The organism is Nonomuraea sp. NPDC003727 (genome assembly GCF_053586935.1).
In genome coordinates this window covers 346,574-366,736 of record NZ_JBSFNE010000002.1, presented here as the reverse complement: position 1 = coordinate 366,736, position 20,163 = coordinate 346,574, and the positions used below count along the sequence as shown (strand labels likewise).

Below are 20,163 nucleotides of genomic sequence, written 5' to 3'. Positions count from 1 at the left end.
CAGCACGGATGGTCATGGCGATGGCGGCCGGGGCGGGAACGCCTCACGTGGCCGTGGTGACGGTGGTTGGGGTGCTTCAGGCGGCCGTGGTGATGGCGCTCGGGGTGTGAGTGCCTCGGGTGGCCGTGGCGAGGGCGGCCGGGGCGCTGGCGCTTCACGTGGCCGTGGTGAGAGCGGCCGGGGCGGAAGCGCTTCAGGCAGCCGTGGTGACGGTGGTTGGGGTGCTTCAGGCAGCCGTGGTGACGGTGGTTGGGGTGTTTCAGGCGGTCGCGGTGATGGTGGTTGGGGGGCGAGCGACTCGGGGCGACAGCTTGATGGCGACCGGGGTGCCGGCCGTGATGGGGGCGGCTGGGATGCAAGCTCCTCGGGCCGGCGTAGCGATGGCAGTCGGGGCGGTCGCCGTTCGGATGGTCGCGCTGAGGGCGGCTGGGGTAGCAGCCGAGGCCGGGATCGTGCCGGCTCGGGACGGGGGCGTGCTGGCTTCGGCTCAGGTGACGGCTTCGTCGACTTCGACTCCAAGGGTGAGGCGCCCGAGTGGGCCAGGGGAGAGGACCCGCCGAACAGAGCGTCGGATGCCGCGTGGTCGGCTGGGCCATCCAGCGATTACCGTCCTGCCGTTTCCGGAACGTCCGGTTCCGGGGGCGTCGGGGAGGTCGGCGGCAAGGGCCCTACGGGGTGGCCACAGTCCATCCCCCGGAGGCGAGGCTCGGCCGAGCGTCCGCCACACGACGAGCAGGGACACCGGGAGCAGGACGACGAGCCCCAGGAGCGGCAGACGGACGCGGCCGGAGTCGGTCCTTACAGGTCGGCGCCGGACCTGGGTGCCGGTGAAGGACGGTTCGGGTCCGAAGACGGGCCTGGTGAAGCGCGGTCCGGGGCGAAAGTCGGTCCTGCCGAAGGATGGTCCGGAGCGGAAGAGCGGCCCCGTGGTGGCCTGTTCGGGTTCGGAGAGGCGCCTGGTGAAGGGCGGTCCGGGGCGGAAGACCGGCCTGGTGACGCCCGGGTGGGATCCCGTGATGGCCTGTTCGGGTTCGGAGAAGGGCCCGGTGATGGCCTGTTCGGGTCGGGAGAGGGGCCCGGTGGCAGCCTGTTGGGGGCCGGGGACGGGCCCGAGGGTGGCCTGTTCGGGTCGAAGGACGGTTCTGTTGAAGGATGGTCCGGGGCGGAAGATGGGCGCCGTGAGGGGCGGCGTCAGGGGCAGGGAAGGCGGCGCGGCGGCGGGTCACGGAAGGGAAGCGGCAGAGCTCGCTCCGCAGGCTGGGCGGAGGGGCCGCAGGAAGGGTCCGAGGCGGCCTCGGGCCCCGAGGCGGACCCGGAGTCGGTCGCGCGGGCCATCTGCCTGAGGCTGCTCACGATGGCGCCGAAGACGAGGGCGCAACTCGCCGAGGCGTTGCGGAAGCGCGATGTGCCCAGGGAGGCCGCGGAGGCGGTGCTGGATCGGTTCACCGAGCTGGGGCTGATCAACGACGAGGCGTTCGCCGACGCGTGGGTGGACTCCCGGCACCATGGTCGGGGGCTCGCACGTCGGGCGTTGGCGGCGGAGTTGCGGCACCGGGGCGTCGACAGCGACACGATCAACGAGGCCGTCGAGCGTGTCGACTCCGACCAGGAGGTGGAGACGGCCCGCAGGCTCGTCGAACGCAAGCTCGCCTCCACCCGTGGGCTTGATCCGCAGGCCCGCACCCGGCGGCTGGCCGGGATGCTGGCGCGGAAGGGGTACGGGGCAGGGGTGGCCTACCGGGTGGTCCGTGAGGCGCTGGAGAGCGAGGGTGTCGAGGTGGAGGACGACTTCCCCTAGACGCGGAGGGAGTGGGCTCCCCGCGTCGCGAAGGGGTGGTCCGCGGCTTCTCCGCGACGCGGAGGCGGGCGGGGGATTCTCCGCCGCGGCAGGGGCTTCTCCACCATCCGAGGCGGTAGGTGGCACCCTCCAGACAGCGGCAGGCGGTCTCCCTCGGACGAGCGGTAGGCGGTCTCCTTCAGCCGAGGAGGGTGGGTTTTCCTGGCGACGGCGGGTGTTTGACCCGGCCGTGAGGCCTCGCCGACCGGGCCTTGCCCGGGAGCTGGGGCCTGGGCGGGCCCGTCGAGGGTGGTTGCGCTGGTCATGGGGCTGCACGACCCGTCGTGCGGGGGAGTCGGGGGACCGTGCGATCGCCCCGAGACGTTAGACCGTTCTCCAAACTAAGGAGCCCCGCACCGGGGCCGGTGGGATGATCCGCGAGGAGCCCGTCAGGCGCGGTGGAAACGCCGGTTCGAGCAGGCCTGATCATGGTCGCTCCGACCCTCCGACGATCATGATCAGGGGTGGTGCGGCGGTCCGGTCATGAACCGGTAAGAGGTGCTGAGATCAGCGTCTCCGGGGCGCGTCAGGTCAGGATTAGCTGGGTAAATGACGGCATGTCGGCCATTTTGGGAAAGATCGTGCGGTATGTGCTCGATTTGATGGTAGGACACGCTTGACAATGAGTCTTTGCTTGCCCGTTACCTCTTCGACGCATAACCTCGACGGCAGTGAGGAGTTACTCCGCGCAGTGCGGATTGCCATACCGGTGAACTACGGACGAGCGAGCTCGATTGACCATGAACGACAAGGTGTCGGCGGTCCACGTCGACGCCCGGTCCGCCTTGGCTTGATATTTGTCCTGGTGGAGACACCGATGGGGCGATCCGTGCCGTGCACGTGACCCCTCCTGGGGCGTTTGGAAGCTGTGACGCGAGGAGGGCGGGGCGCACATGGAGACGCCTGTCGTGGTGCTGGCGGTGGCGGTGCTCCTGCTGGCGTGCGTGATGATCGTCGCGTTTGTCGTGCTGTTGCGCCGTACTGCCGCCCTGACGCCGCCTCAGGCGGTCAAACCGTCACCGGACGAGCTGGCCGCGGTGCAGTCGGAGCTGGAGGAGGCGCGCCGCGAAGCCGTACAGATCAGGGACAAGGCGCAGTCCGACGCCGTCGAGATCCTGCGCAGGTCGGAGATGGCGGCAGAGACGGCGGCGCAGATGCGGCAGCAGGTCGAGGAGGAGAGCCGCATCCTCAAGAACGAGCTGAAGGAGCTGCGGGCCGACCTGGAGCGGAGGGAGAACCGCCTGGGCGAGCGGGAGCAGCGGCTCGACGAGGAGGCTCGACGGCAGACCGAGCGGGGCAGGAAGCTTGCCGAGACCGAGACGGAGCTGGCCGACCGCCGTGAGGAGCTGCTGCAGGTCGAGACCGAGCGCCGGGCCATTCTCGAGCGTGTGGCGGGGCTGACGTCCGATCAGGCCAAGAACGAGCTGGTCAAGGAGATCGAGAACCAGGCCAAGCGCGAGGCCGCGCTGATCGTCAGGGAGATCGAGAGCGACGCCCGCAAGGAAGGCGAGAAGCGCGCCACCAAGATCGTGACGCTGGCGGTGCAGCGGATCGCGGCCGAGCAGACGGCGGAGTCCGTGGTCAGCGTGCTGCACCTGCCCGGTGACGACATGAAGGGCCGGATCATCGGCCGTGAGGGGCGCAACATCAGGGCGTTCGAGTCGACGACGGGGGTCAACCTCATCATCGACGACACGCCCGAGGCGGTGCTGCTGTCCTGTTTCGACCCGGTGCGGCGGGAGACGGCGCGGCTGACGTTGGAGAAGCTCGTGCTCGACGGGCGGATCCACCCGCAGCGCATCGAGGAGGCCCACGACCGCAGCCGCCAGGAGGTGCAGGACCTGTGCGCGCGGGCGGGCGAGGACGCGCTGGTCGAGCTCGGGATCACCGACATGCACCCGGAGCTGACGCTGCTGCTGGGCCAGTTGCGCTATCGCACCAGCTACGGGCAGAACGTGCTCAAGCACCTGATCGAGTCCGCGCACATCGCCGGGATCATGGCCGCCGAGCTCAAGATGGACCATCAGCTGCTGAAGCGGTGCGCGCTGCTGCACGACATCGGCAAGGCGCTCACGCACGAGGTCGAGGGCAGCCACGCGCTGATCGGCGCGGAGATCGCTCGCCGCTACGGCGAGCACGAGGACGTCGTCCACGCCATCGAGGCGCACCACAACGAGGTCGAGGTGCGCACGGTGGAGGCGGTGCTCACCCAGGCGGCCGACGCGATCAGCGGGTCGCGGCCGGGGGCGCGGCGCGAGTCGCTGGAGGCGTACGTGAAGCGGCTGGAGCGCCTGGAGGAGATCGCCACCTCCTTCGACGGGGTGGACAAGGTGTTCGCCATGCAGGCGGGCCGCGAGATCCGTGTCATGGTCAAGCCGGACGCCGTCGACGACATCCAGGCCCAGGTGATCGCGCGCGACGTGGCCAAGCAGGTGGAGGAGGAGCTCACCTACCCCGGCCAGATCCGCATCACCGTCGTCCGCGAGTCCCGGGCCACCGAGTTCGCCCGCTGACGCCGTCCGGTCCTTCCCGTACGGCACGCCACGGTCGAGGCCACCGGGGTCACCGGTGACCGTCCGTCCTCCCACGCGTGCTCCAGCAGGACTTCGGTGCCCGCCGTCACGTCGGGGACGCCGGCCGGGTCCTTCGGCCCACCGGCCGAGGTCGGTCCCGAGGCCGCGTCCCTGGGCGCGAGGCCTGAGGCAGGTCCCGCGACCGTCCCCCGGCGCGAGGCCGCGACCGCTCCCGGCTCGAAGCCTGAGGCCGACCACCGGCTCGAAGCCTGAGGCCGGTCCCGCGCCCGTGGTGCGCGGGCCGCCGCCCCGGCCCCTACGGCAACGTGAAGATCTGCTGGTAGAACGACAGCTCGGCGGCCAGCGCCGCCGTCCTCGTCTCCGTGCGGCGGAAGCCGTGCGACTCCCCCTCGAACGCGAGATACGTGCACGACACCCCTCGCTCCGACAGCGCGTCGGCGAACGCCGACGACTGCGCGGGCGGTACCACCGGATCGTCCAGCCCCTGGAGCAGCAGCATCGGGCACGACACCCCGCCGACCAGTGCCAGCGGCTCCCGTCCGGCGTAGAGTGCGGGATCCTCCGGTCCGACCAGCCATTCGGTGTAGCGCGACTCGAAGTCGTGCGTGTGGGCGTTGAGCGGGGCGAGCGCGCTCACCCCGTAGTAGGACACGCCGCCGGCGAAGACGTCCGACCGGCAGCAGGCCGCCATCACTGTCCAGCCGCCCGCGCTTCCCCCGCGGACGGCGATGCGCGCCGGGTCGGCGATCCCCTCGGCGACGAGCCATTCGGCGGCGGCGACGGTGTCCTCGACGTCGACGATGCCCCACTGGCCGCGCAGCCGGTCGCGGTAGGCCCTGCCGTACCCGGTGGAGCCGCCGTAGTTGACGTCGATCACGCCGATGCCGCGCGAGGTGAAGAACGCCTTCTCCAGGTCGAGTGCCGAGCCGCTGTGCGCGGTCGGCCCGCCGTGGACGAACACCACGTAGGGTGCCGCGCCGTCGGCGTGGATCGGCCGGTAGAGGAAGGCGTGCACCTGCCGTCCGAGCCGGCCGGTGAACTCGACGGGTTCGGGCGTGGGCAGGTAGGCCACGTCGGGCAGTTCGGTGATGTCGCGGCGCAGGCCCTCGACCCTGCCGGTCACCGTGTCGATCCTGGCCACCGAGCGGGGGATCGCCCCGCCGTACGCGACTCCGGCCAGCATCGTGCCGTCGGCGGACAGGGCCGGATCCCACCCCGAGTAGGGCACGTCGAGGTCGTTTAGGACGCCGGTCCGCGGGTCGAGGAGACCGAGGCGCAGGTCGCCCCGCCCGTGCAGGACGGCGAGCCGCCCGTCGCCCATCACCTGGTACGGCTGGCCGCCCAGAAACCACAGCGGCCCCGCGAACTCCTCCTCGGCCGGGTGGAGCGCCTGGAGGGAGGTGCCGTGGATGCCGATCAGGTAGAGGTTCCACCAGCCCGACGAGTCGGAGACGAGGTAGAGGTGGCTGTCGTCCTTCCACTGCGGCGCCAGGACCGACTCGGTGGATCCGCCCTTGACGGTCCACGAGTCGCCGTCGGACAGGCGGACGACGCGCAGTTCGGTGCCGTTCCACGGCATGCGCGGGTGGTTCCAGCAGATGTAGGCCAGGTGCCGGCCGTCGGGGGAGAGGGTGGGGGAGGCGTAGAAGTCGTTGCCGGTCACCAGCTCGCCGGCGTCGCCGCCGTCGAGGGGGATCGAGACGATGGCGCGGGTGACCTTGCCGTCGTGGCGTTCGCGCACGCACCACAATCGGCCGTCGCCGAGGTGCAGGTCGGCGTAGCGGGAGCCGTCGTCGGCGGTGAGCGGTCGCGGCTCGCCGGAGGTCACCAGGTAGAGGCGCTGGTCGGCGAAGTTGACGAAGACGACCCCGCGCGGCGTCACCAGGTACGGCTGCCCGCCGTACTCGTGGACCCTGCTGCGGGCGTTCCACGGGGCGGCCAGCAGCTCGGTGCGCGTGCCGTCGGCCGCCCCGTGGACGATCGTGGTGCGGCCGCCCTCGTCGGGCCGGTCCTCGGTCCACCAGATCTCCTCGCCGGAGACGGTGGGCCACGCCAGCCGCAGGCCCGAGCTCGCGACGTCGGTGGTGGAGATGGGAGAAAGCCAGAGAGGCATAGCCGCATCCTGCCGGAAAACCATGCCTCTCGTGGCCGTTACTCCATCGTGGCCACGGCTTCCGCCGCGCCGGGGGCCGCCGGAGCGGGTCCGCCGCCGAGCATGCCCGCGGCGGGCGGGACGACCGGCGGCGCCGCGGTCTTGCGGCTGCGCCTGCTGCGCCGCTCCAGCCAGGTGGCAAGCGCGCTCAGTGCCATGTTCAGGCCGACGTAGATGACGCCGATCACGATCGCGGCCGGGATCAGCGAGCCGAAGAGCGCCGAGGGAAGGATCTTGAAGCCGGTGTTGAGCAGGTCGACGTAGGCGATGATGTAGCCGAGCGCGGTGTCCTTGAGCAGGACCACGAGCTGGCTGACGATCGCCGGCATCATGGCGGTGACCGCCTGCGGCAGCAGGACCAGCCGCATCACCTGGTTCTTGCGCATGCCGATCGCGTACGCCGCCTCCGACTGGCCCTTGGGCACGGCCAGCACACCGGCTCTGACCACTTCGGCCAGCACCGAGCCGTTGTAGAGCATCAGGCCGAGGACGACCGAGATGAAGGCGTAGTCGCCGCCGCCGAACAGCGTGGGCGCCAGGTAGAAGATGAAGAAGATCAGCAGCAGCAGCGGGATGGCGCGGAAGACCTCGACCACCACGCCCGCCGGGACCCTGATCCACTTGTGGTCGGAGAGCCTGGCCAGGCCGAACACCGCCCCGAAGAGCAGCGCGAGCACAGCGGCCACGGCCGCCGCCCGCAACGTGCCGATCAGGCCGGGGATGATCCAGATCTCCCACGTCTCGGCCTGCAGGAACGGCCGCCAGATGCGGCCGTCCCACTGGTTCTTGGCGTCGAAGCCCGCGTAGATGCCGTAGAGCACGGCCGCGACCGCGACCACGCTGACGACCGTCAGGATGCCGTTGCGGATCTTGGCCCGCGGCCCCGGCGCGTCGAACAGGACAGAGGTGCTCATCGGGCCACCGCCAACCGTCGGGAGAGCCATCCGGTGAAGTAGCCGATGGGCAGGGTCACGGCCATGAACGCGAGCACGATGCCCACGAAGATCGGGATCGAGGCGCCGGTGGTGTCGAAGATCTCCTTCATCGTCGCCGCCACCTCCCCGAGGAAGCCGCCCGCCGTCGCCACCGTGGTGTTCTTCACCATGGCGATGATCACGCTGCCGAGCGGCGCCACGACCGCGCGGAACGCCTGCGGCAGGATGATCAGCCTGAGCGACTGGAAGAACGTCAGCCCGATCGCCCGCGCCGCCTCCGCCTGGCCGAGCGGCACCGTGTTGATGCCCGCGCGCAGCGCCTCGCAGACGAACGCCGCCGTGTAGCACGACAGGCCCATCGCGACGATCCAGAAGGAGTTGGTCCGCGGTATGTCGGAGAAGACCAGGCCGAGCGTGTCGCTCAGGCCCAGCGCCGAGAACGCCAGCACCAGCGTCAACGGCGTGTTCCGCACGATGTTGACGTAGACCGTGCCGGCCACGCGCATGACGGGGATCGGAGACACCCGCATCGCCACCAGCACCGTGCCGAGGGTGAGGGAGACCACCAGGCCCACGAGCGAGAGCTTGATGTTCTCCATGAACCCCCGCGCCAGTTCAGGGGCGTATTGAATCAGTTCGTCCACAGTGCTCCACCGTTGATATGACAGCGGCGGCCGAGGCTACCCGGCCGCCGCGTCCGGTCCGTCGCTCGCCGTCCGGCTAGGCGCAACCCTCGGCCTTCGGGGCCTCCGACGACAGCTGCAGGCCCTGAATGCCGCCGAACCACTTCTCCAGCAGCTGCTTCATGGTGCCGTTCTGCCACAGCTTGGCCACGGCCGTGTTGACGGCCTCGCAGGTCTTGGTGTCGCCCTTCTTCAGGCCGACGCCGTACTTCTCGTCGGTGAACGGCTGGCCGAGCACCTTGAAGTTGCCACCGGAGGCCTGCGCCTGCTTGGCGAAGCCGGCCAGGATCAGGTCGTCGGTGGTGACGGCGTCGAGGTTGCTGCCCTGCAGCTTCTGGACGCACTCGGAGTAGTTGGCGGCGTCGACCGTCGTGGCGTCGAGGTCGAGCTGGCCGTCCGGCGGCGGGTCGGTGATCCGCTTGTAGGAGTTGGAACCCGAGGCCTTGCAGATGCGCTTGCCGGTCAGGTCCTGCGGCTTGGTGATCGCGGTGTCGTTGCCGCGGACCATCACGTCCTGGTGGGCGACCACGTACGGCCCGCCGAAGGTGACCTTCTGCTTGCGGGCCTCGGTGATGGAGTAGGTGGCGAAGATGATGTCGACCGTGCCGTTGGCCAGGAACGGCTCGCGGTTGGACGAGGCCGACTCCTTCCACTCGATCTTGACATCCTTGCCGCCGTTCATCTCCTTGAGCACGGCCTTGGCGACGTCAACGTCGAAACCCTCGGGCTCGGCGCCCTTCTTCAAGCCCAGGCTCGGCTGGTCCCACTTGGTGCCGACCACGATGGTGGCGCCGTCCTGGACCTTGTCGGACACGCTGGAGTAGGTCTTGTCGCCGCCACAAGCCGCCAGGCTCCCGACCAGGACGCCCGCTGCCGCAATCGCGGCACCCGCACGTTGAACACGCATGTATGACACCTCTTCTAGTTCTAGTGCGTAAGAATCTTGGACAGGAAGTCCTTGGCCCGATCGGTCTGGGCGTTGGTGAAGAACTCTTCGGGGGTGGCCTCCTCGACGATCTGGCCGTCGGCCATGAACACCACCCTGTTGGCCGCCCGGCGGGCGAAGCCCATCTCGTGCGTGACGACCACCATGGTCATCCCGTCGCGGGCGAGCCCGATCATGACGTCGAGAACCTCCTGCACCATCTCGGGGTCCAGTGCGGAGGTGGGCTCGTCGAAGAGGATCATCTTGGGGTCCATCGCGAGCGCCCTGGCGATGGCCACGCGCTGCTGCTGCCCGCCGGACAGCTGGGCGGGATACTTGTCCGCCTGCGCGGCGATGCCGACACGCTCCAGCAGCTCCATCGCCCGCCTGTCGGCCTTGTCCTTGGCGACGCCGCGCACCTTGGTCGGCCCGAGCGTGACGTTCTCCCGAATCGTCTTGTGGGCGAACAGGTTGAACGACTGGAAGACCATGCCGACCTCGGAGCGGAGGCTCGCCAGCGCCTTGCCCTCGGCTGGAAGCGGAGTGCCGTCGAAGATGATCTGGCCGCCGTCGATGGTCTCCAGGCGGTTGATCGTCCTGCAGAGGGTGGACTTGCCACCGCCCGAAGGGCCGATCACGACCAGGACCTCACCGCGGGAAACGGTCAGATTGATGTCCTTCAGGACGTGCAGCGCCCCGAAGTGCTTTTGGACATTCTCCAGCTTGACCAGCGGAGTCGAGTTCTCCGTCATGGATGACAACGTAGAGGGGTCGGACGCAACGGTCACTAACCGGGTGGTACCGATCCGATCACGGCATCCTCATTTTCGGCCCCGGCGCGAGTGTTGCGGCGGAACGCCTACGCTTGGAAGTGCCATGACTGTGACCCGGACTTATCAGGTGCGCACCTACGGGTGCCAAATGAACGTGCACGACTCCGAGCGGCTTGCCGGCCTGCTGGAGGACGCCGGTTACGTTCCCGCCCCCGAGGGCCAGGACGCCGACGTGGTCGTGTTCAACACGTGCGCCGTTCGCGAGAACGCTGACAACCGCCTTTACGGCAATCTCGGCCACCTACGGCCGGCCAAGCTGAAGAACCCCGACATGCAGATCGCCGTCGGCGGCTGTCTGGCGCAGAAAGACCAGGGCGAGATCGTCCGCAAGGCCCCGTGGGTCGACGTGGTCTTCGGCACCCACAACATCGGGTCGCTGCCCGTGCTGCTCGAACGCGCCCGCATCGCCGGGGAGGCGCAGGTCGAGCTCAAGGAGTCGCTCGAGGTCTTCCCCTCGACGCTGCCGACCAAGCGCGAGTCGCCGTACGCGGCATGGGTGTCGGTCTCGGTCGGCTGCAACAACACCTGCACCTTCTGCATCGTGCCCTCGCTGCGCGGCAAGGAGAAGGACAGGCGGCCCGGCGACGTCCTGGCCGAGGTCAGGACGCTGGTGGAGCAGGGCGTCCTCGAGGTCACGCTGCTCGGCCAGAACGTCAACACCTACGGCGTCGAGTTCGGCGACCGGCTCGCCTTCGGCAAGCTGCTGCGCGCCTGCGGCGACATCGAGGGGCTGGAGCGGGTCCGCTTCACCTCGCCGCATCCGGCCGCCTTCACCGACGACGTCATCGCCGCCATGGCCGAGACGCCGAACGTCATGCACCAGCTCCACATGCCGCTGCAGTCGGGCTCCGACCGGGTCCTGAAGGCGATGCGCCGCTCCTACCGGGCCGAGCGTTTCCTCGGCATCATCGACCGGGTCCGCGCCGCCATGCCCGACGCGGCCATCTCCACCGACATCATCGTGGGCTTCCCCGGCGAGACCGAGGAGGACTTCCAGGGCACCCTCGACGTCGTACGGCAGAGCCGCTTCGCCAACGCCTTCACCTTCCAGTACTCCATCCGCCCCGGCACCCCCGCGGCCACCATGCCCGACCAGGTGCCGAAGGAGGTCGTGCAGGAGCGTTACGAGCGCCTGATCGCCCTTCAGGAGGAGATCTCCTGGGAGGAGAACAAGAAGCAGGTCGGCCGCACGCTCGAGGTGCTGGTCGCCGAGGGTGAGGGCCGCAAGGACGAGACCACCAGGCGCCTGTCGGGCCGCGCGCCCGACAACCGGCTCGTGCACTTCGCGGTGGGCGAGCAGGCGCCGCGGCCCGGCGACATGGTGACGGTCGAGGTGACCTACGCCGCCCCGCACCACCTGGTCGCCGACCGTCCGCTCGGGCTGCGCCGCACCCGCGCGGGCGACGCGTGGGAGGCTCGCCAGGGCGCCGCTGCCAGGCCGAAGGGGGTGGCGCTCGGCATGCCGACCATCGGCAGGCCCGCGCCCCTGCCCGTCGAACCGTCCGGCTGCGCCGTCACCTCCTGACGCGCGTCGTACGGCGGGGCGCTCCTGCACGTGGGGCGGCCCCGCCCTTCGGGTTTCCCCAGGCAACCGTGCCGGCCGCGGGCCATTCGAGGTGACGCGCCCCGGAACCTCGTGATCCCGCGCCGCGGCCTCCCGGCCGGCGGCTGCGTCATTCCGGGGCGTCCTCATGTGTCGACATCCCGAGCCAGGGTCGCCTGGGCGGCGTCAGCCCGGGTGACGGAAGCTTGGCTGTCGTGTCCCCTGCCGGCTCGGCCGTCGCGTCCCCGGTCGGCTTGGCCGTCGCGTCCCCGGTCGGCTTGGCCGTCGCGTCCCCGGTCGGCTTGGCCGTCGCGTCCCTGGCCGGAGCATAGGGAGGCGTGGCCGTCTGCATCCTCGGCCGGAGCGCCGGCACTGGGACCTCCTGGGTGGCGGCGCCCCGGGGCGGTGTCCGGGGCACCGGTATCCGTTCGGGCAGGGGAGGCCTCCTCGCGGCGGCCGTGCCGTTCAGGGGGACAGGCGGTCCAGCACGTCGTAGCAGTAAGTGCGCCGCAGGTCATGGAACGTGGCGCAGGGGTCGGGCGCCGGGCCCGGCGCGGACGGCTGGACCGCGGGCGTGCGGGGCTCGCTTCGCGGCGTCCGCTCCGCCACGTTCGCCCGCGGCGGGGCGCCGCCGTTTTGACCGCCCGGGGCCTCGTCACCGGTCGGCCGGCCGGAGCCAGGCGCTCCGCCGACTTCCCCCGGTCCACCCGCACCCCGCGCTCCGTCGACGCCCGCGGTCCCACCCGCACCCCGCGCTCCGTCGACGCCCGCGGTCCCACCCGAACGCGGCGCTCCAGCGACGCGTTCCCCCTCGGCCGGAGACGGCCCACCGGAGGACGGCGTCCCGTCCACCACCGCTGGCCCGCCGGAGCGTGGCATTCCGTCGAGCAACGCCGCACCGTCCATGGGCGGCACCGCTTCCCCGGGGCGGCCGCCGCCGAACCACCCTCCGGCCGCTGGGTACGGCGGGGCGGGCACCGGCCGTACCCACGGGGAGTCTGTCTTCGCCGTGGAAGTTGATATTTCAGGATTTGCGGTAAGTGCCCTTATCGCCCCAGGCCGACGCTCATCGGAACGATCATCGATATCCGCAGGAAGCGCCAGGAAAACCCCCAGTCCGGCGGTCCCGAGGACGGCGGCCACGCCCGCGATGGGAACCGCTCTCGCCCGCCAACCTGGGCATATGGCGTCAAATGATGACAAGTCGTGATTCCTTTGTGATTGGTGTGCGGGCATTCGGCTCCTGCGGTTAGTGTGGTCCATCACCCGCGGAAGCCATCGCGTTTCCCCCGATACGACCGCAGGGAGTTCTCTCATGCACGGGCACGTCCCCTCCCCGACGGGCCAGCCTGACCACGGAGTGGAGATCCTCTCCGGGCCCGGACACGATCCACGACCGCGCAGGAGCAGGAAGGGCGTCGTCATCGCCGCCTCCGCCCTCGTCGCCCTCCTCGCGGCGGGCGGGGTCGGGTTCGCGGTGCTGGGCGCCGGCGGCGACGGCAAGGGCACGTCGGTCTCGCAGCCCGGCGACGAGGCCCGGCAGGGATCGGGACCGGCGGGCGCCGGCGCGGCCGAGGAGGACAGCGAGGGGCCAGGAGAGGACCTCGGCGATCCGGGCGACAGCGCGGAGGGCGACGCCACGCTTCCCGAGGAGGGCGGCGAGTCGGCCGGGGGCGACCCCGCTCCCGCCGACAGGCCCGCCGGCGACTCCGACTCCGGGTCGGCGGGCCCCGCGAGCCGCGGCGACGGCTCCAAGGACGAGCCCGGCGGCTCCCAGAACGGCACCGACCGGCAGGACGATCCCGGCTCCTCGAGCGGCACCGACCGGCCGTCCGAGCCCGCCGAGCCCGGCCCGGCCGACGGCCCTCCGGGCGCCGTCCCCGGGCAGTGCGCGAAGAACGGCTGCTGATCGGGGGGTACGGCCCCGCGGCCCCAACGGTCGCGCCTACGGTCTTCGTAGCTTCCGAGGTCATGTCTGCGGATTCACAGTCGCCGCAGGTTCCACGGTCGCGCCCGGCCTCAAGGGCCGTCGCGCCTGCGGTCACGCCCGCGTGTTCCACGGTCGCGCCCGGCTTCACCCCCAGGGCCGTCGCGCCCACCGGTTCATGGTCGGGCCCGGCTCGCCATCGGGACCGTGGCGCCCAGGTGTTCACGGTCGCATCCGGCTTCACCATCGGGACCGTGGCGCCCAGGTGTCCACAGTCGGGCCCGGCTCGCCATCAGGACCGTGGAGCCCGCGGTCACGCGCCGTGGGCTTCACGGCGCGTGGACGGGCTCGTGACTCTCAGGGTGGCTCAGGTGTTTCGTCGCGGAGTGGCCCTTCAGCCGCGCGGGAGGCGTGCGTAGGGTCCGCGGCATGACGATCGTGACTGCCGCCGCCCGCCTGCGTTCCCTTCACGTGAAAGGGAGCCCGCTGATCCTGCCCAACGCGTGGGACGCCGCGTCGGCCGGAGCAGTGGAGCAGGCCGGCTTCCCCGTCGTGGCCACGGGCAGCGCGGCGGTGGCGGCGGTGCTCGGTTACGAGGACGGCGAGCGGACGCCGCCGGGGGAGATGTTCGCTGCCATCGCCAGGATCGCCAGGGCGGTCGGCGTCCCGGTGACGGCCGACGTCGAGCGCGGCTACGGGCTCAAGCCCGCCGAACTGGCCGAGCGCCTGGCCGAGTCGGGCGCGGTCGGCTGCAACCTGGAGGACTCCCGCGACGGCGTGCTGATCGACCCCGAGGAGCAGGCCGACTTCCTCGCCGCGGTGAAGGCGGCGGCCGGCGACGATCTCGTGGTCAACGCGCGCGTCGACACCTACGTGGCGGGCGACGGCAGCACCGCGGACGCCCTTCGCAGGGGCCGCCGCTACCTGGAGGCGGGCGTGGACTGCGTCTACCCGATCGGCGTCGCGGACGCCGAGGAGATCAGGACGCTGGCCGCCGAACTGCCCATCAACGTCTACTTCCGTCCCGGCGTCCCCTCGCTGTCCGAACTGGCCGCGTTCGGCGTCGCCAGGGTGAGCTACGGCCACGGCCTGCACCGGGCCGCCCACGCCTACGCCACGAGCCTGTTCGCGGCCGTCGCCGAAGGCCGCGACCCATACCAGTAGACCCGTACTCGCGGGAGGCACCCGCGGATCCGTGCCCGCGGGCCGTACCTACAGGCCGAACCCGTGGGTTCGGCGCCTACCGGGCCACGCATGCGGGGGCGCACCTGTAGCGCCGCGCTTGTCGGTTCGCATGTGTGGGGCGGCACTTGTAGGGCTGCGCTTGTGGGCCGCGCATGTGTGGGGCGGTACTTGTAGGGCTGCGCTTGTGGGGCCGCGCTTGTCGGCCGCGCCTATGAGGCGGCTGCACCTGTGGGGTTGTGCCCGCGTGAGGTGATCCCAGCAGGCCCCAGTTTGAGGGGCCGTGCTCGTGGGTCCAGGCCGGTGGCCCGTGCTCGGGGCCTGTACCAGCGGACTGCGCGCGGGTGCGACGCCTGCCGTGGTCGATGGCACACGCGACATCCGGGTGTGGCGGCGGCTCGGTTAGCCTGGTCCGGTGCTTGTCGCCGCCGCGGTGTGCCCGCATCCGCCGTTGCTCGTGCCCGCGCTCGCCGGGGCCGCCGCCCCCGAGCTCGACGGCCTGCGCGCGGCCTGCGCCGCCGCGGTCGAGGCGACGCTCGCCGTCGAGCACGACAGGCTGATGGTCGTGGGCGGCGGCCAGACCACCACGGCGTACGGCGGGCAGCCGGCGGGGACGCTGCGCCCCTGGGGTGTCGACGTCAGGGTGGGCGAGGGCGACCCCGTCCTGCCGCTGTCGCTGACCATCGGCCGCTGGCTGCTGGGCGACGAAGTGGCGGAGAGGGCGGCTTTCCACGAGATCGCGTTCGACGCGGAGCCGGGCGAGTGCCTGCGCCTGGGGGAGCGGCTCGTCGCGGAGGGGCGTACGGCGCTGCTGGTCATGGGCGACGGCTCGGCCTGCCTCACCGAGAAGGCGCCCGGCTACCTCGACCCCGCGGCGCAGCCGTACAACGACGCGATCGCGGCGGCGCTGGGTGCGGGTGACGCCGGCACGCTGGCCGCGCTCGACCGCGACGAGGCTGCCGGGCTGTGGGTGGCGGGCAGGGCCGCGTTCCAGGTGCTGGCGGGCGCGGCGGAGGGCACCGCACCCCGGGGGGCGCGGCTGCTGGAGAGCATCGCGCCCTACGGGGTGGGCTACTTCGTAGCGACCTGGGCCTGACGAAGGCGCCGGCCGGGGCCTGCGCTCGGTGCCGTCGGCGTGACGGATGTGCCGGCTGGGGCCTGCGCTCGGCGTCGTCGGTATGACGGATGTGCCGGGCGTAGGCCGTCCATCATCGCCGGAGCACCGGGCCGCCTGCGCGGTTGGCGCTCATGGTCGCCGCGGCATCCGAGGCGTCGACGTGGTGAGGGGCTCAGCGTCGCCGGGGCACGGGGACGGTGGTGAAGTCGCGGGCGAGCACCACCTCGCCGGCGTAGCTTCGCCGCACCTCCTCCAGGAAGGCCGGCTCGTCGGCCGTGCTGTACCGCTCGGAAAAGTGGGTCAGCACCAGCCGCCTGACGCCCGCGCGGGCGGCGACCATCCCGGCGTCGAAGGCGGTCAGGTGACCGTACTCCTTGGCCAGCGCCGCCTCCGCCGACAGGAACGTCGACTCGATCACCAGCAGGTCCACGCCCTCGGCCAGCTCGAAGACCGCGTCGCAGAGCCGGGTGTCCATGACGAAGGCCACGGACTGCCCTGGGCGGGGCACGCTGCATTCCTCGAGCGTGACGCCGCGTAGCGAGCCGGTCCGCTGGAGCTCACCGATCTCCGGCCCCTTGATGCCGAACGCCTTGAGCCGTTCGGGCAGCATGCGCCGGCCGTCCGGCTCCTGCAGGCGGTAGCCGTACGACTCCATGGGATGGGACAGGCGGCGCGCGGTCAGCCGCCCCACCACGGCCGTCTCGCCCGCGACGGGATGCTCGGTGATCCGGTCGGTGTCGGCGAAGGCGGCGGCGTGCCTGAGCCTGCGCCAGTAGGTGGTGCCGGAGGCCGGGAAGACCGCGCGCACCTCGTGCCTGACCTTGTCGCGGGCGATGCGCTGCACCACGCCGGGCACGCCCAGGCAGTGGTCGCCGTGGAAGTGGGTGACGCAGATCCAGTGGATGTCGTGCGCGCTGAGGCCCGCGTGCACCATCTGCCGCTGGGTGCCCTCGCCGGGGTCGAACAGCAGGCCCTGGCCGTCCCATCGCAGAAGGTAGCCGTTGTGGTTACGGTGTCTGGTAGGCACCGCGCTGGCGGTGCCCAGCACCACGAGTTCGCGCTCTGACACAAGCGCGATAGTAGGCGTTCGGCGCGGGCGTCGGTGTTCGGGCCGACGAATGAGTTCGTGTAGACGCGCTGCTCCGACCAGTCGAGATGGGTGGGCAGCTCGACCACGCCGGTGGTAGGCCCGGCCAGTTCCTCGAGACCGACAGGCACGACGTACGGCCGGTGGGTGACGTATCGCAACCGGGGATTCACTCCTCCAGGCTGCCCGGTTCTCCCCGGCCCTGCACTTCATCACCGGCTCGTAGTCTGGGGGTACTCGAAAGAAATTTCTATCCGTTGTGGTTACGGTGTTTATTAGCCGAGCACCACGAGTTCGCGAGAGGACACGATGACCTCCCACCCGAGTCCCGAGGCGGTCACGGTCGCGTACGCCGATGTCCCGACGCCCGTCGGCAGGTTCACGCTGGCCGTCACGGAGGTGGGGCTGGTCGCGGCCGGCTGGGGTTCGCGTCCGCGCCTGAAGGACCTGGTCGAGGTTCATGACCCGGATCGCACGGCCGGCATCGTGTCGGAGTTGACCGAATATTTCGCGGGGCGGCGGCGCGTGTTCGAGACGCCGGTCGACTGGCGGTTCATCGCCCCGACGCCGCGCCAGGTGCTCCAGGCGCTGCACCAGGTGCCCTACGGCACCGTCGTCACCTATGGGGAGCTGGCCCGCAGGGCGCAGTCGAGGGTGCCCGCCCGGGGGATCGGTTCGATCATGGGGGCCAACCCCATCCCGATCGTGGTGCCGTGCCACCGTGTGGTGGCGGGTAACGGGCTCGGCGGGTTCAGCGGCGGGGAGGGCGTCGAGACGAAGCGGTGGCTGCTCACCCACGAGGGCTACCTGCAGCCGACGCTGCTCGACCTCTAGCCGGGCGGTCCGCGCGGTCTCGCGTGTGGACCGTCCACACCCCGCGGCTTGTCACACTTGTCGGTGTGGGGAAGCAGCCTGTGATCGCCGTCGTCGGACCGACCGCGGCCGGAAAGTCCGATCTCGCCGTGGATCTGGCGCTCCGGCTGGGCGGGGAGTGCATCAACACCGACTCCATGCAGCTGTACCGGGGGATGGACATCGGTACCGCGAAGCTCGATGAATCCGAGCGTCGCGGCGTTCCGCATCATCTTCTGGACATCTGGGACGTCACGGTGACGGCGAGCGTGGCGGAGTACCAGCGGCTGGTGCGGCCGCTGATGGACCGCATCGACGTGCCGATCCTGGTGGGCGGCTCGGGCCTGTACGTCAGGGCGGCGCTGGACGACCTGGAGTTCCCCGGCACGGACGCCGGCATCAGGGCGGCCCTCGAGGCCGAGCTGGCCGAGCGCGGATCCGGGGTGCTGCACGCGCGGCTGCGGGAGAAGGACCCCGCCGCGGCCGCGGCCATCCTGCCGAGCAACGGCCGCCGGATCGTGCGCGCCCTGGAGGTCATCGAGCTGACCGGGCGGCCCTTCTCGGCCACCATGCCGTCCTACGACGCCGTCTACCCGAGCGTTCAGCTCGGCGTCGAGGTGCCGCGGCCGGTGCTCGACGAGCGCATCGAGCTGCGCGTCCGGCGCATGTGGGAGGCCGGGCTCGTCGACGAGGTGCGCGGGCTGCTCCCGCTCGGCCTGGCGCTGGGCCGTACGGCCGGCAGGGCCCTGGGGTACGCGCAGGTGCTGCGCTTCCTGGACGGCGAGTGGAGCGAGGAGCAGGCCTTCGAGGAGACGGTCAGGGCCACGCGCAGGTTCGCCAGGCGCCAGGAGTCGTGGTTCCGCCGCGACCCGAGGGTGGTCTGGCTGCCCTTCGACGCGCCGGACCTGCTCCAGCAGGCCCTGGATAGGGTTGAGGCATGAGATTCCTCAAGGGGCACGGCACCGACAACGACTTCGTCATCCTCCCCGATCCCGACGGAGCGCTCGACCTGCCTCCGGCCAGGGTGGCGGCGGTGTGTGACCGCAGGGCGGGCATCGGCGCGGACGGCGTGCTCCACGCGGTCAGGACCAAGCTCAGCCCGGAGGTCGCCGACCAGGCCGACCACGCCGAATGGTTCATGGACTACCGCAACGCCGACGGCAGCCTCGCCGAGATGTGCGGCAACGGCGTGCGCGTCTTCGCCCGCTACCTGGTCGACGCGGGGCTGGCCGAGCCGGGCGAGTTCGCCGTGGCGACGAGGGGCGGCACCAAGCGCGTCCGGCTGGCCGCCGACGGCGATGTGACCGTCGACATGGGCAAGCCGGTCGTGCTGGGCTCGAGCGTCACCGTCGTGAACGGTCAGGAGTACCAGGGGCTGCACGTCGACATGGGCAACCCGCACCTGGCATGCGCCATCGGCGACCCGGTCGTGCAGCTCGACCTCACCTACCAGCCCGCCTTCGACCCCGCGGTCTTCCCCAACGGCGTCAACATCGAGCTGCTGAACGCGGTGGGCCCGCGCAGGGCGCTGATGCGGGTGTACGAGCGCGGCTCGGGCGAGACCCGCTCGTGCGGTACCGGCGCGGTCGCCACGGCGGTCGCCGCGGCGCATCTGGCCGGGGAGAGCACCGGCACCTGGACGGTCGAGGTGCCCGGCGGGATCCTGACGGTCACGCTCGACGAGGACACCAGCTACCTGGCCGGGCCCGCCGTGATCATCGCGTCGGGGGAACTGACGATCTGACCCGCACCCCGGAGGGCCCTTGCAGAACGATGTTCTGTTGGGTGATGCTTGCCGCATGGTCGACTCCAAGGGCGCCGCGGCGGCGGTGAAGGGCACCATCGGCAGGCTCGGCGGCGGTTTCATGATCTCCCGCGAGGCCAAGGAGCTGTGCGCGCGGACCGGCCTCGGCCCACGCGAGCTCTACTTCAGGGGTAGGTGCGGGGTCCTCGGCGAGGTCGACGCGGACGTCGTCACCTCCGTCGTGGTCTTCTTCCCGCCGGAGCACGTGCGTGAGAGCTGGGAGGGCGGCCGCAAGCTCCCCGTCGACGAGGCCGTCGCGCTCTACACCGGCGCCTGCCACGCCTGGGGCCGCCGCAAGCTCGGCGCGGTCGAGGGCTGCGACCGCATCGCCCACCTCCTGGAGAAGGTCGCCGGCGCCGCCTCCATCCTGGGATCCCCGCTGTTCGCGGGCTGGCGGGCGGTGCTGCTGCCCGACGATCCGGTCGCCAGGGCCACCCAGCTCATGCACGTGGTCAGGGAACTGCGCGGCGGCCTGCACGCCGTCGCCGTCCTGGCCATGGGGCTCGATCCGCTGACCGCGGCGCTCGCCACCGACCACGAGGGCACGCCGCTGGGCCTGTCGTCCGGCCAGGACATGGCCCGCTTCATCACCTGGCCCGAGCCGTACCCCGCGGTCGCCGAGCCGGTCGTCGCCCGGCGGCGGGAGGCGGAGGAGCTGACGGACGAGCTGATGGCGCCCGCCTTCGCCGTCCTGACCGACGCGGAACGCGACGAGCTCGTCACCTTGATGCGTTTGGGGCACGTCCGTTGAC

16 protein-coding genes are annotated in these 20,163 nt (G+C 71.2%); 10 read left to right on the top strand and 6 right to left on the bottom strand.

Features of this window, described 5'->3' with window-relative positions:
- Positions 1-1,333: 1,333 nt before the first annotated feature.
- Together ACWDLG_RS06925 and rny are read left to right on the top strand one after the other, a co-directional pair.
- A complete protein-coding gene (locus ACWDLG_RS06925; protein WP_449917569.1) occupies positions 1,334-1,798 on the top strand; it encodes a regulatory protein RecX in 465 nt (154 codons plus the stop codon).
- A gap of 932 nt (positions 1,799-2,730) precedes the next feature.
- Positions 2,731-4,350: a ribonuclease Y gene (gene rny, locus ACWDLG_RS06920; RefSeq protein ID WP_354906643.1), complete on the top strand. Its 1,620-nt coding sequence runs from the start codon at positions 2,731-2,733 to the stop codon at positions 4,348-4,350.
- A gap of 316 nt (positions 4,351-4,666) precedes the next feature.
- On the opposite strand, the gene ACWDLG_RS06915 is transcribed toward rny, so the two are convergent.
- The 5 genes from ACWDLG_RS06915 to ACWDLG_RS06895 form a co-directional block, all read right to left on the bottom strand.
- Complete coding sequence (locus ACWDLG_RS06915; RefSeq protein ID WP_449916817.1) at positions 4,667-6,484, bottom strand: S9 family peptidase; 1,818 nt, start codon at positions 6,482-6,484, stop codon at positions 4,667-4,669.
- Between the two features lie 38 nt (positions 6,485-6,522).
- Positions 6,523-7,437, bottom strand: coding sequence for an amino acid ABC transporter permease (locus ACWDLG_RS06910; protein ID WP_449916815.1), 915 nt, complete (start codon positions 7,435-7,437; stop codon positions 6,523-6,525).
- Positions 7,434-8,102 carry an amino acid ABC transporter permease gene (locus tag ACWDLG_RS06905; protein WP_449916813.1) on the bottom strand — a complete coding sequence of 223 codons (669 nt, stop codon included), beginning with the start codon at positions 8,100-8,102 and terminating at the stop codon, positions 7,434-7,436. Before ACWDLG_RS06905 ends, ACWDLG_RS06910 begins: the two co-directional genes overlap by 4 nt.
- 76 nt (positions 8,103-8,178) lie before the next feature.
- Positions 8,179-9,048: a glutamate ABC transporter substrate-binding protein gene (locus ACWDLG_RS06900; RefSeq protein ID WP_449916810.1), complete on the bottom strand. Its 870-nt coding sequence runs from the start codon at positions 9,046-9,048 to the stop codon at positions 8,179-8,181.
- 20 nt (positions 9,049-9,068) lie between these two features.
- Positions 9,069-9,818 (bottom strand): amino acid ABC transporter ATP-binding protein, encoded by a 750-nt coding sequence (locus ACWDLG_RS06895; protein WP_354906638.1) that lies wholly within the window; start codon positions 9,816-9,818, stop codon positions 9,069-9,071.
- 124 nt (positions 9,819-9,942) lie between these two features.
- Here ACWDLG_RS06895 and miaB point away from each other — a divergent pair, with 124 nt between their 5' ends.
- From miaB to ACWDLG_RS06875, 4 genes are all read left to right on the top strand, one after another.
- Complete coding sequence (gene miaB / locus ACWDLG_RS06890; protein ID WP_449916807.1) at positions 9,943-11,424, top strand: tRNA (N6-isopentenyl adenosine(37)-C2)-methylthiotransferase MiaB; 1,482 nt, start codon at positions 9,943-9,945, stop codon at positions 11,422-11,424.
- A gap of 1,333 nt (positions 11,425-12,757) precedes the next feature.
- Positions 12,758-13,351, top strand: a complete 594-nt coding sequence (locus tag ACWDLG_RS06885; protein ID WP_449916804.1) for a hypothetical protein — start codon at positions 12,758-12,760, stop codon at positions 13,349-13,351.
- Between the two features lie 447 nt (positions 13,352-13,798).
- The gene (locus ACWDLG_RS06880; protein WP_449916802.1) at positions 13,799-14,533 is read left to right on the top strand and encodes an isocitrate lyase/PEP mutase family protein; all 735 of its coding nucleotides are present in this window, start codon (positions 13,799-13,801) and stop codon (positions 14,531-14,533) included.
- 433 nt (positions 14,534-14,966) lie between these two features.
- Positions 14,967-15,647: a hypothetical protein gene (locus ACWDLG_RS06875; protein ID WP_449916799.1), complete on the top strand. Its 681-nt coding sequence runs from the start codon at positions 14,967-14,969 to the stop codon at positions 15,645-15,647.
- A gap of 193 nt (positions 15,648-15,840) precedes the next feature.
- Here the strand turns inward: ACWDLG_RS06875 and ACWDLG_RS06870 are convergent, their stop codons facing one another.
- Positions 15,841-16,737, bottom strand: coding sequence for a ribonuclease Z (locus ACWDLG_RS06870; RefSeq protein ID WP_449916796.1), 897 nt, complete (start codon positions 16,735-16,737; stop codon positions 15,841-15,843).
- Between the two features lie 327 nt (positions 16,738-17,064).
- Here ACWDLG_RS06870 and ACWDLG_RS06865 point away from each other — a divergent pair, with 327 nt between their 5' ends.
- The 4 genes from ACWDLG_RS06865 (at position 17,065) to ACWDLG_RS06850 (ending at position 20,162) form a co-directional block, all read left to right on the top strand.
- On the top strand, positions 17,065-17,589 hold the full coding sequence (locus ACWDLG_RS06865) for a methylated-DNA--[protein]-cysteine S-methyltransferase (RefSeq protein ID WP_449916794.1): 525 nt from the start codon (positions 17,065-17,067) through the stop codon (positions 17,587-17,589).
- Positions 17,590-17,654: 65 nt separating this feature from the next.
- Positions 17,655-18,548 carry a tRNA (adenosine(37)-N6)-dimethylallyltransferase MiaA gene (miaA, locus tag ACWDLG_RS06860; RefSeq protein ID WP_449916791.1) on the top strand — a complete coding sequence of 298 codons (894 nt, stop codon included), beginning with the start codon at positions 17,655-17,657 and terminating at the stop codon, positions 18,546-18,548.
- Complete coding sequence (dapF, locus tag ACWDLG_RS06855) at positions 18,545-19,351, top strand: diaminopimelate epimerase (RefSeq protein ID WP_354906628.1); 807 nt, start codon at positions 18,545-18,547, stop codon at positions 19,349-19,351. Before miaA ends, dapF begins: the two co-directional genes overlap by 4 nt.
- A gap of 55 nt (positions 19,352-19,406) precedes the next feature.
- A complete protein-coding gene (locus tag ACWDLG_RS06850; RefSeq protein WP_449916787.1) occupies positions 19,407-20,162 on the top strand; it encodes an SCO6745 family protein in 756 nt (251 codons plus the stop codon).
- Position 20,163: the final 1 nt, after the last annotated feature.

Excerpts from the sequence above, each read along its gene's own strand:
- rny (WP_354906643.1), top strand. The coding sequence starts at position 2,731 with ATGGAGACGCCTGTCGTGGTGCTGGCGGTGGCGGTGCTCCTGCTGGCG.
- ACWDLG_RS06915 (WP_449916817.1), bottom strand. The coding sequence starts at position 6,484 with ATGCCTCTCTGGCTTTCTCCCATCTCCACCACCGACGTCGCGAGCTCG.
- ACWDLG_RS06910 (WP_449916815.1), bottom strand. The coding sequence starts at position 7,437 with ATGAGCACCTCTGTCCTGTTCGACGCGCCGGGGCCGCGGGCCAAGATC.
- ACWDLG_RS06900 (WP_449916810.1), bottom strand. The coding sequence starts at position 9,048 with ATGCGTGTTCAACGTGCGGGTGCCGCGATTGCGGCAGCGGGCGTCCTG.
- ACWDLG_RS06895 (WP_354906638.1), bottom strand. The coding sequence starts at position 9,818 with ATGACGGAGAACTCGACTCCGCTGGTCAAGCTGGAGAATGTCCAAAAG.
- miaB (WP_449916807.1), top strand. The coding sequence starts at position 9,943 with ATGACTGTGACCCGGACTTATCAGGTGCGCACCTACGGGTGCCAAATG.
- ACWDLG_RS06885 (WP_449916804.1), top strand. The coding sequence starts at position 12,758 with ATGCACGGGCACGTCCCCTCCCCGACGGGCCAGCCTGACCACGGAGTG.
- ACWDLG_RS06880 (WP_449916802.1), top strand. The coding sequence starts at position 13,799 with ATGACGATCGTGACTGCCGCCGCCCGCCTGCGTTCCCTTCACGTGAAA.
- ACWDLG_RS06865 (WP_449916794.1), top strand. The coding sequence starts at position 17,065 with ATGACCTCCCACCCGAGTCCCGAGGCGGTCACGGTCGCGTACGCCGAT.
- dapF (WP_354906628.1), top strand. The coding sequence starts at position 18,545 with ATGAGATTCCTCAAGGGGCACGGCACCGACAACGACTTCGTCATCCTC.
- ACWDLG_RS06850 (WP_449916787.1), top strand. The coding sequence starts at position 19,407 with ATGGTCGACTCCAAGGGCGCCGCGGCGGCGGTGAAGGGCACCATCGGC.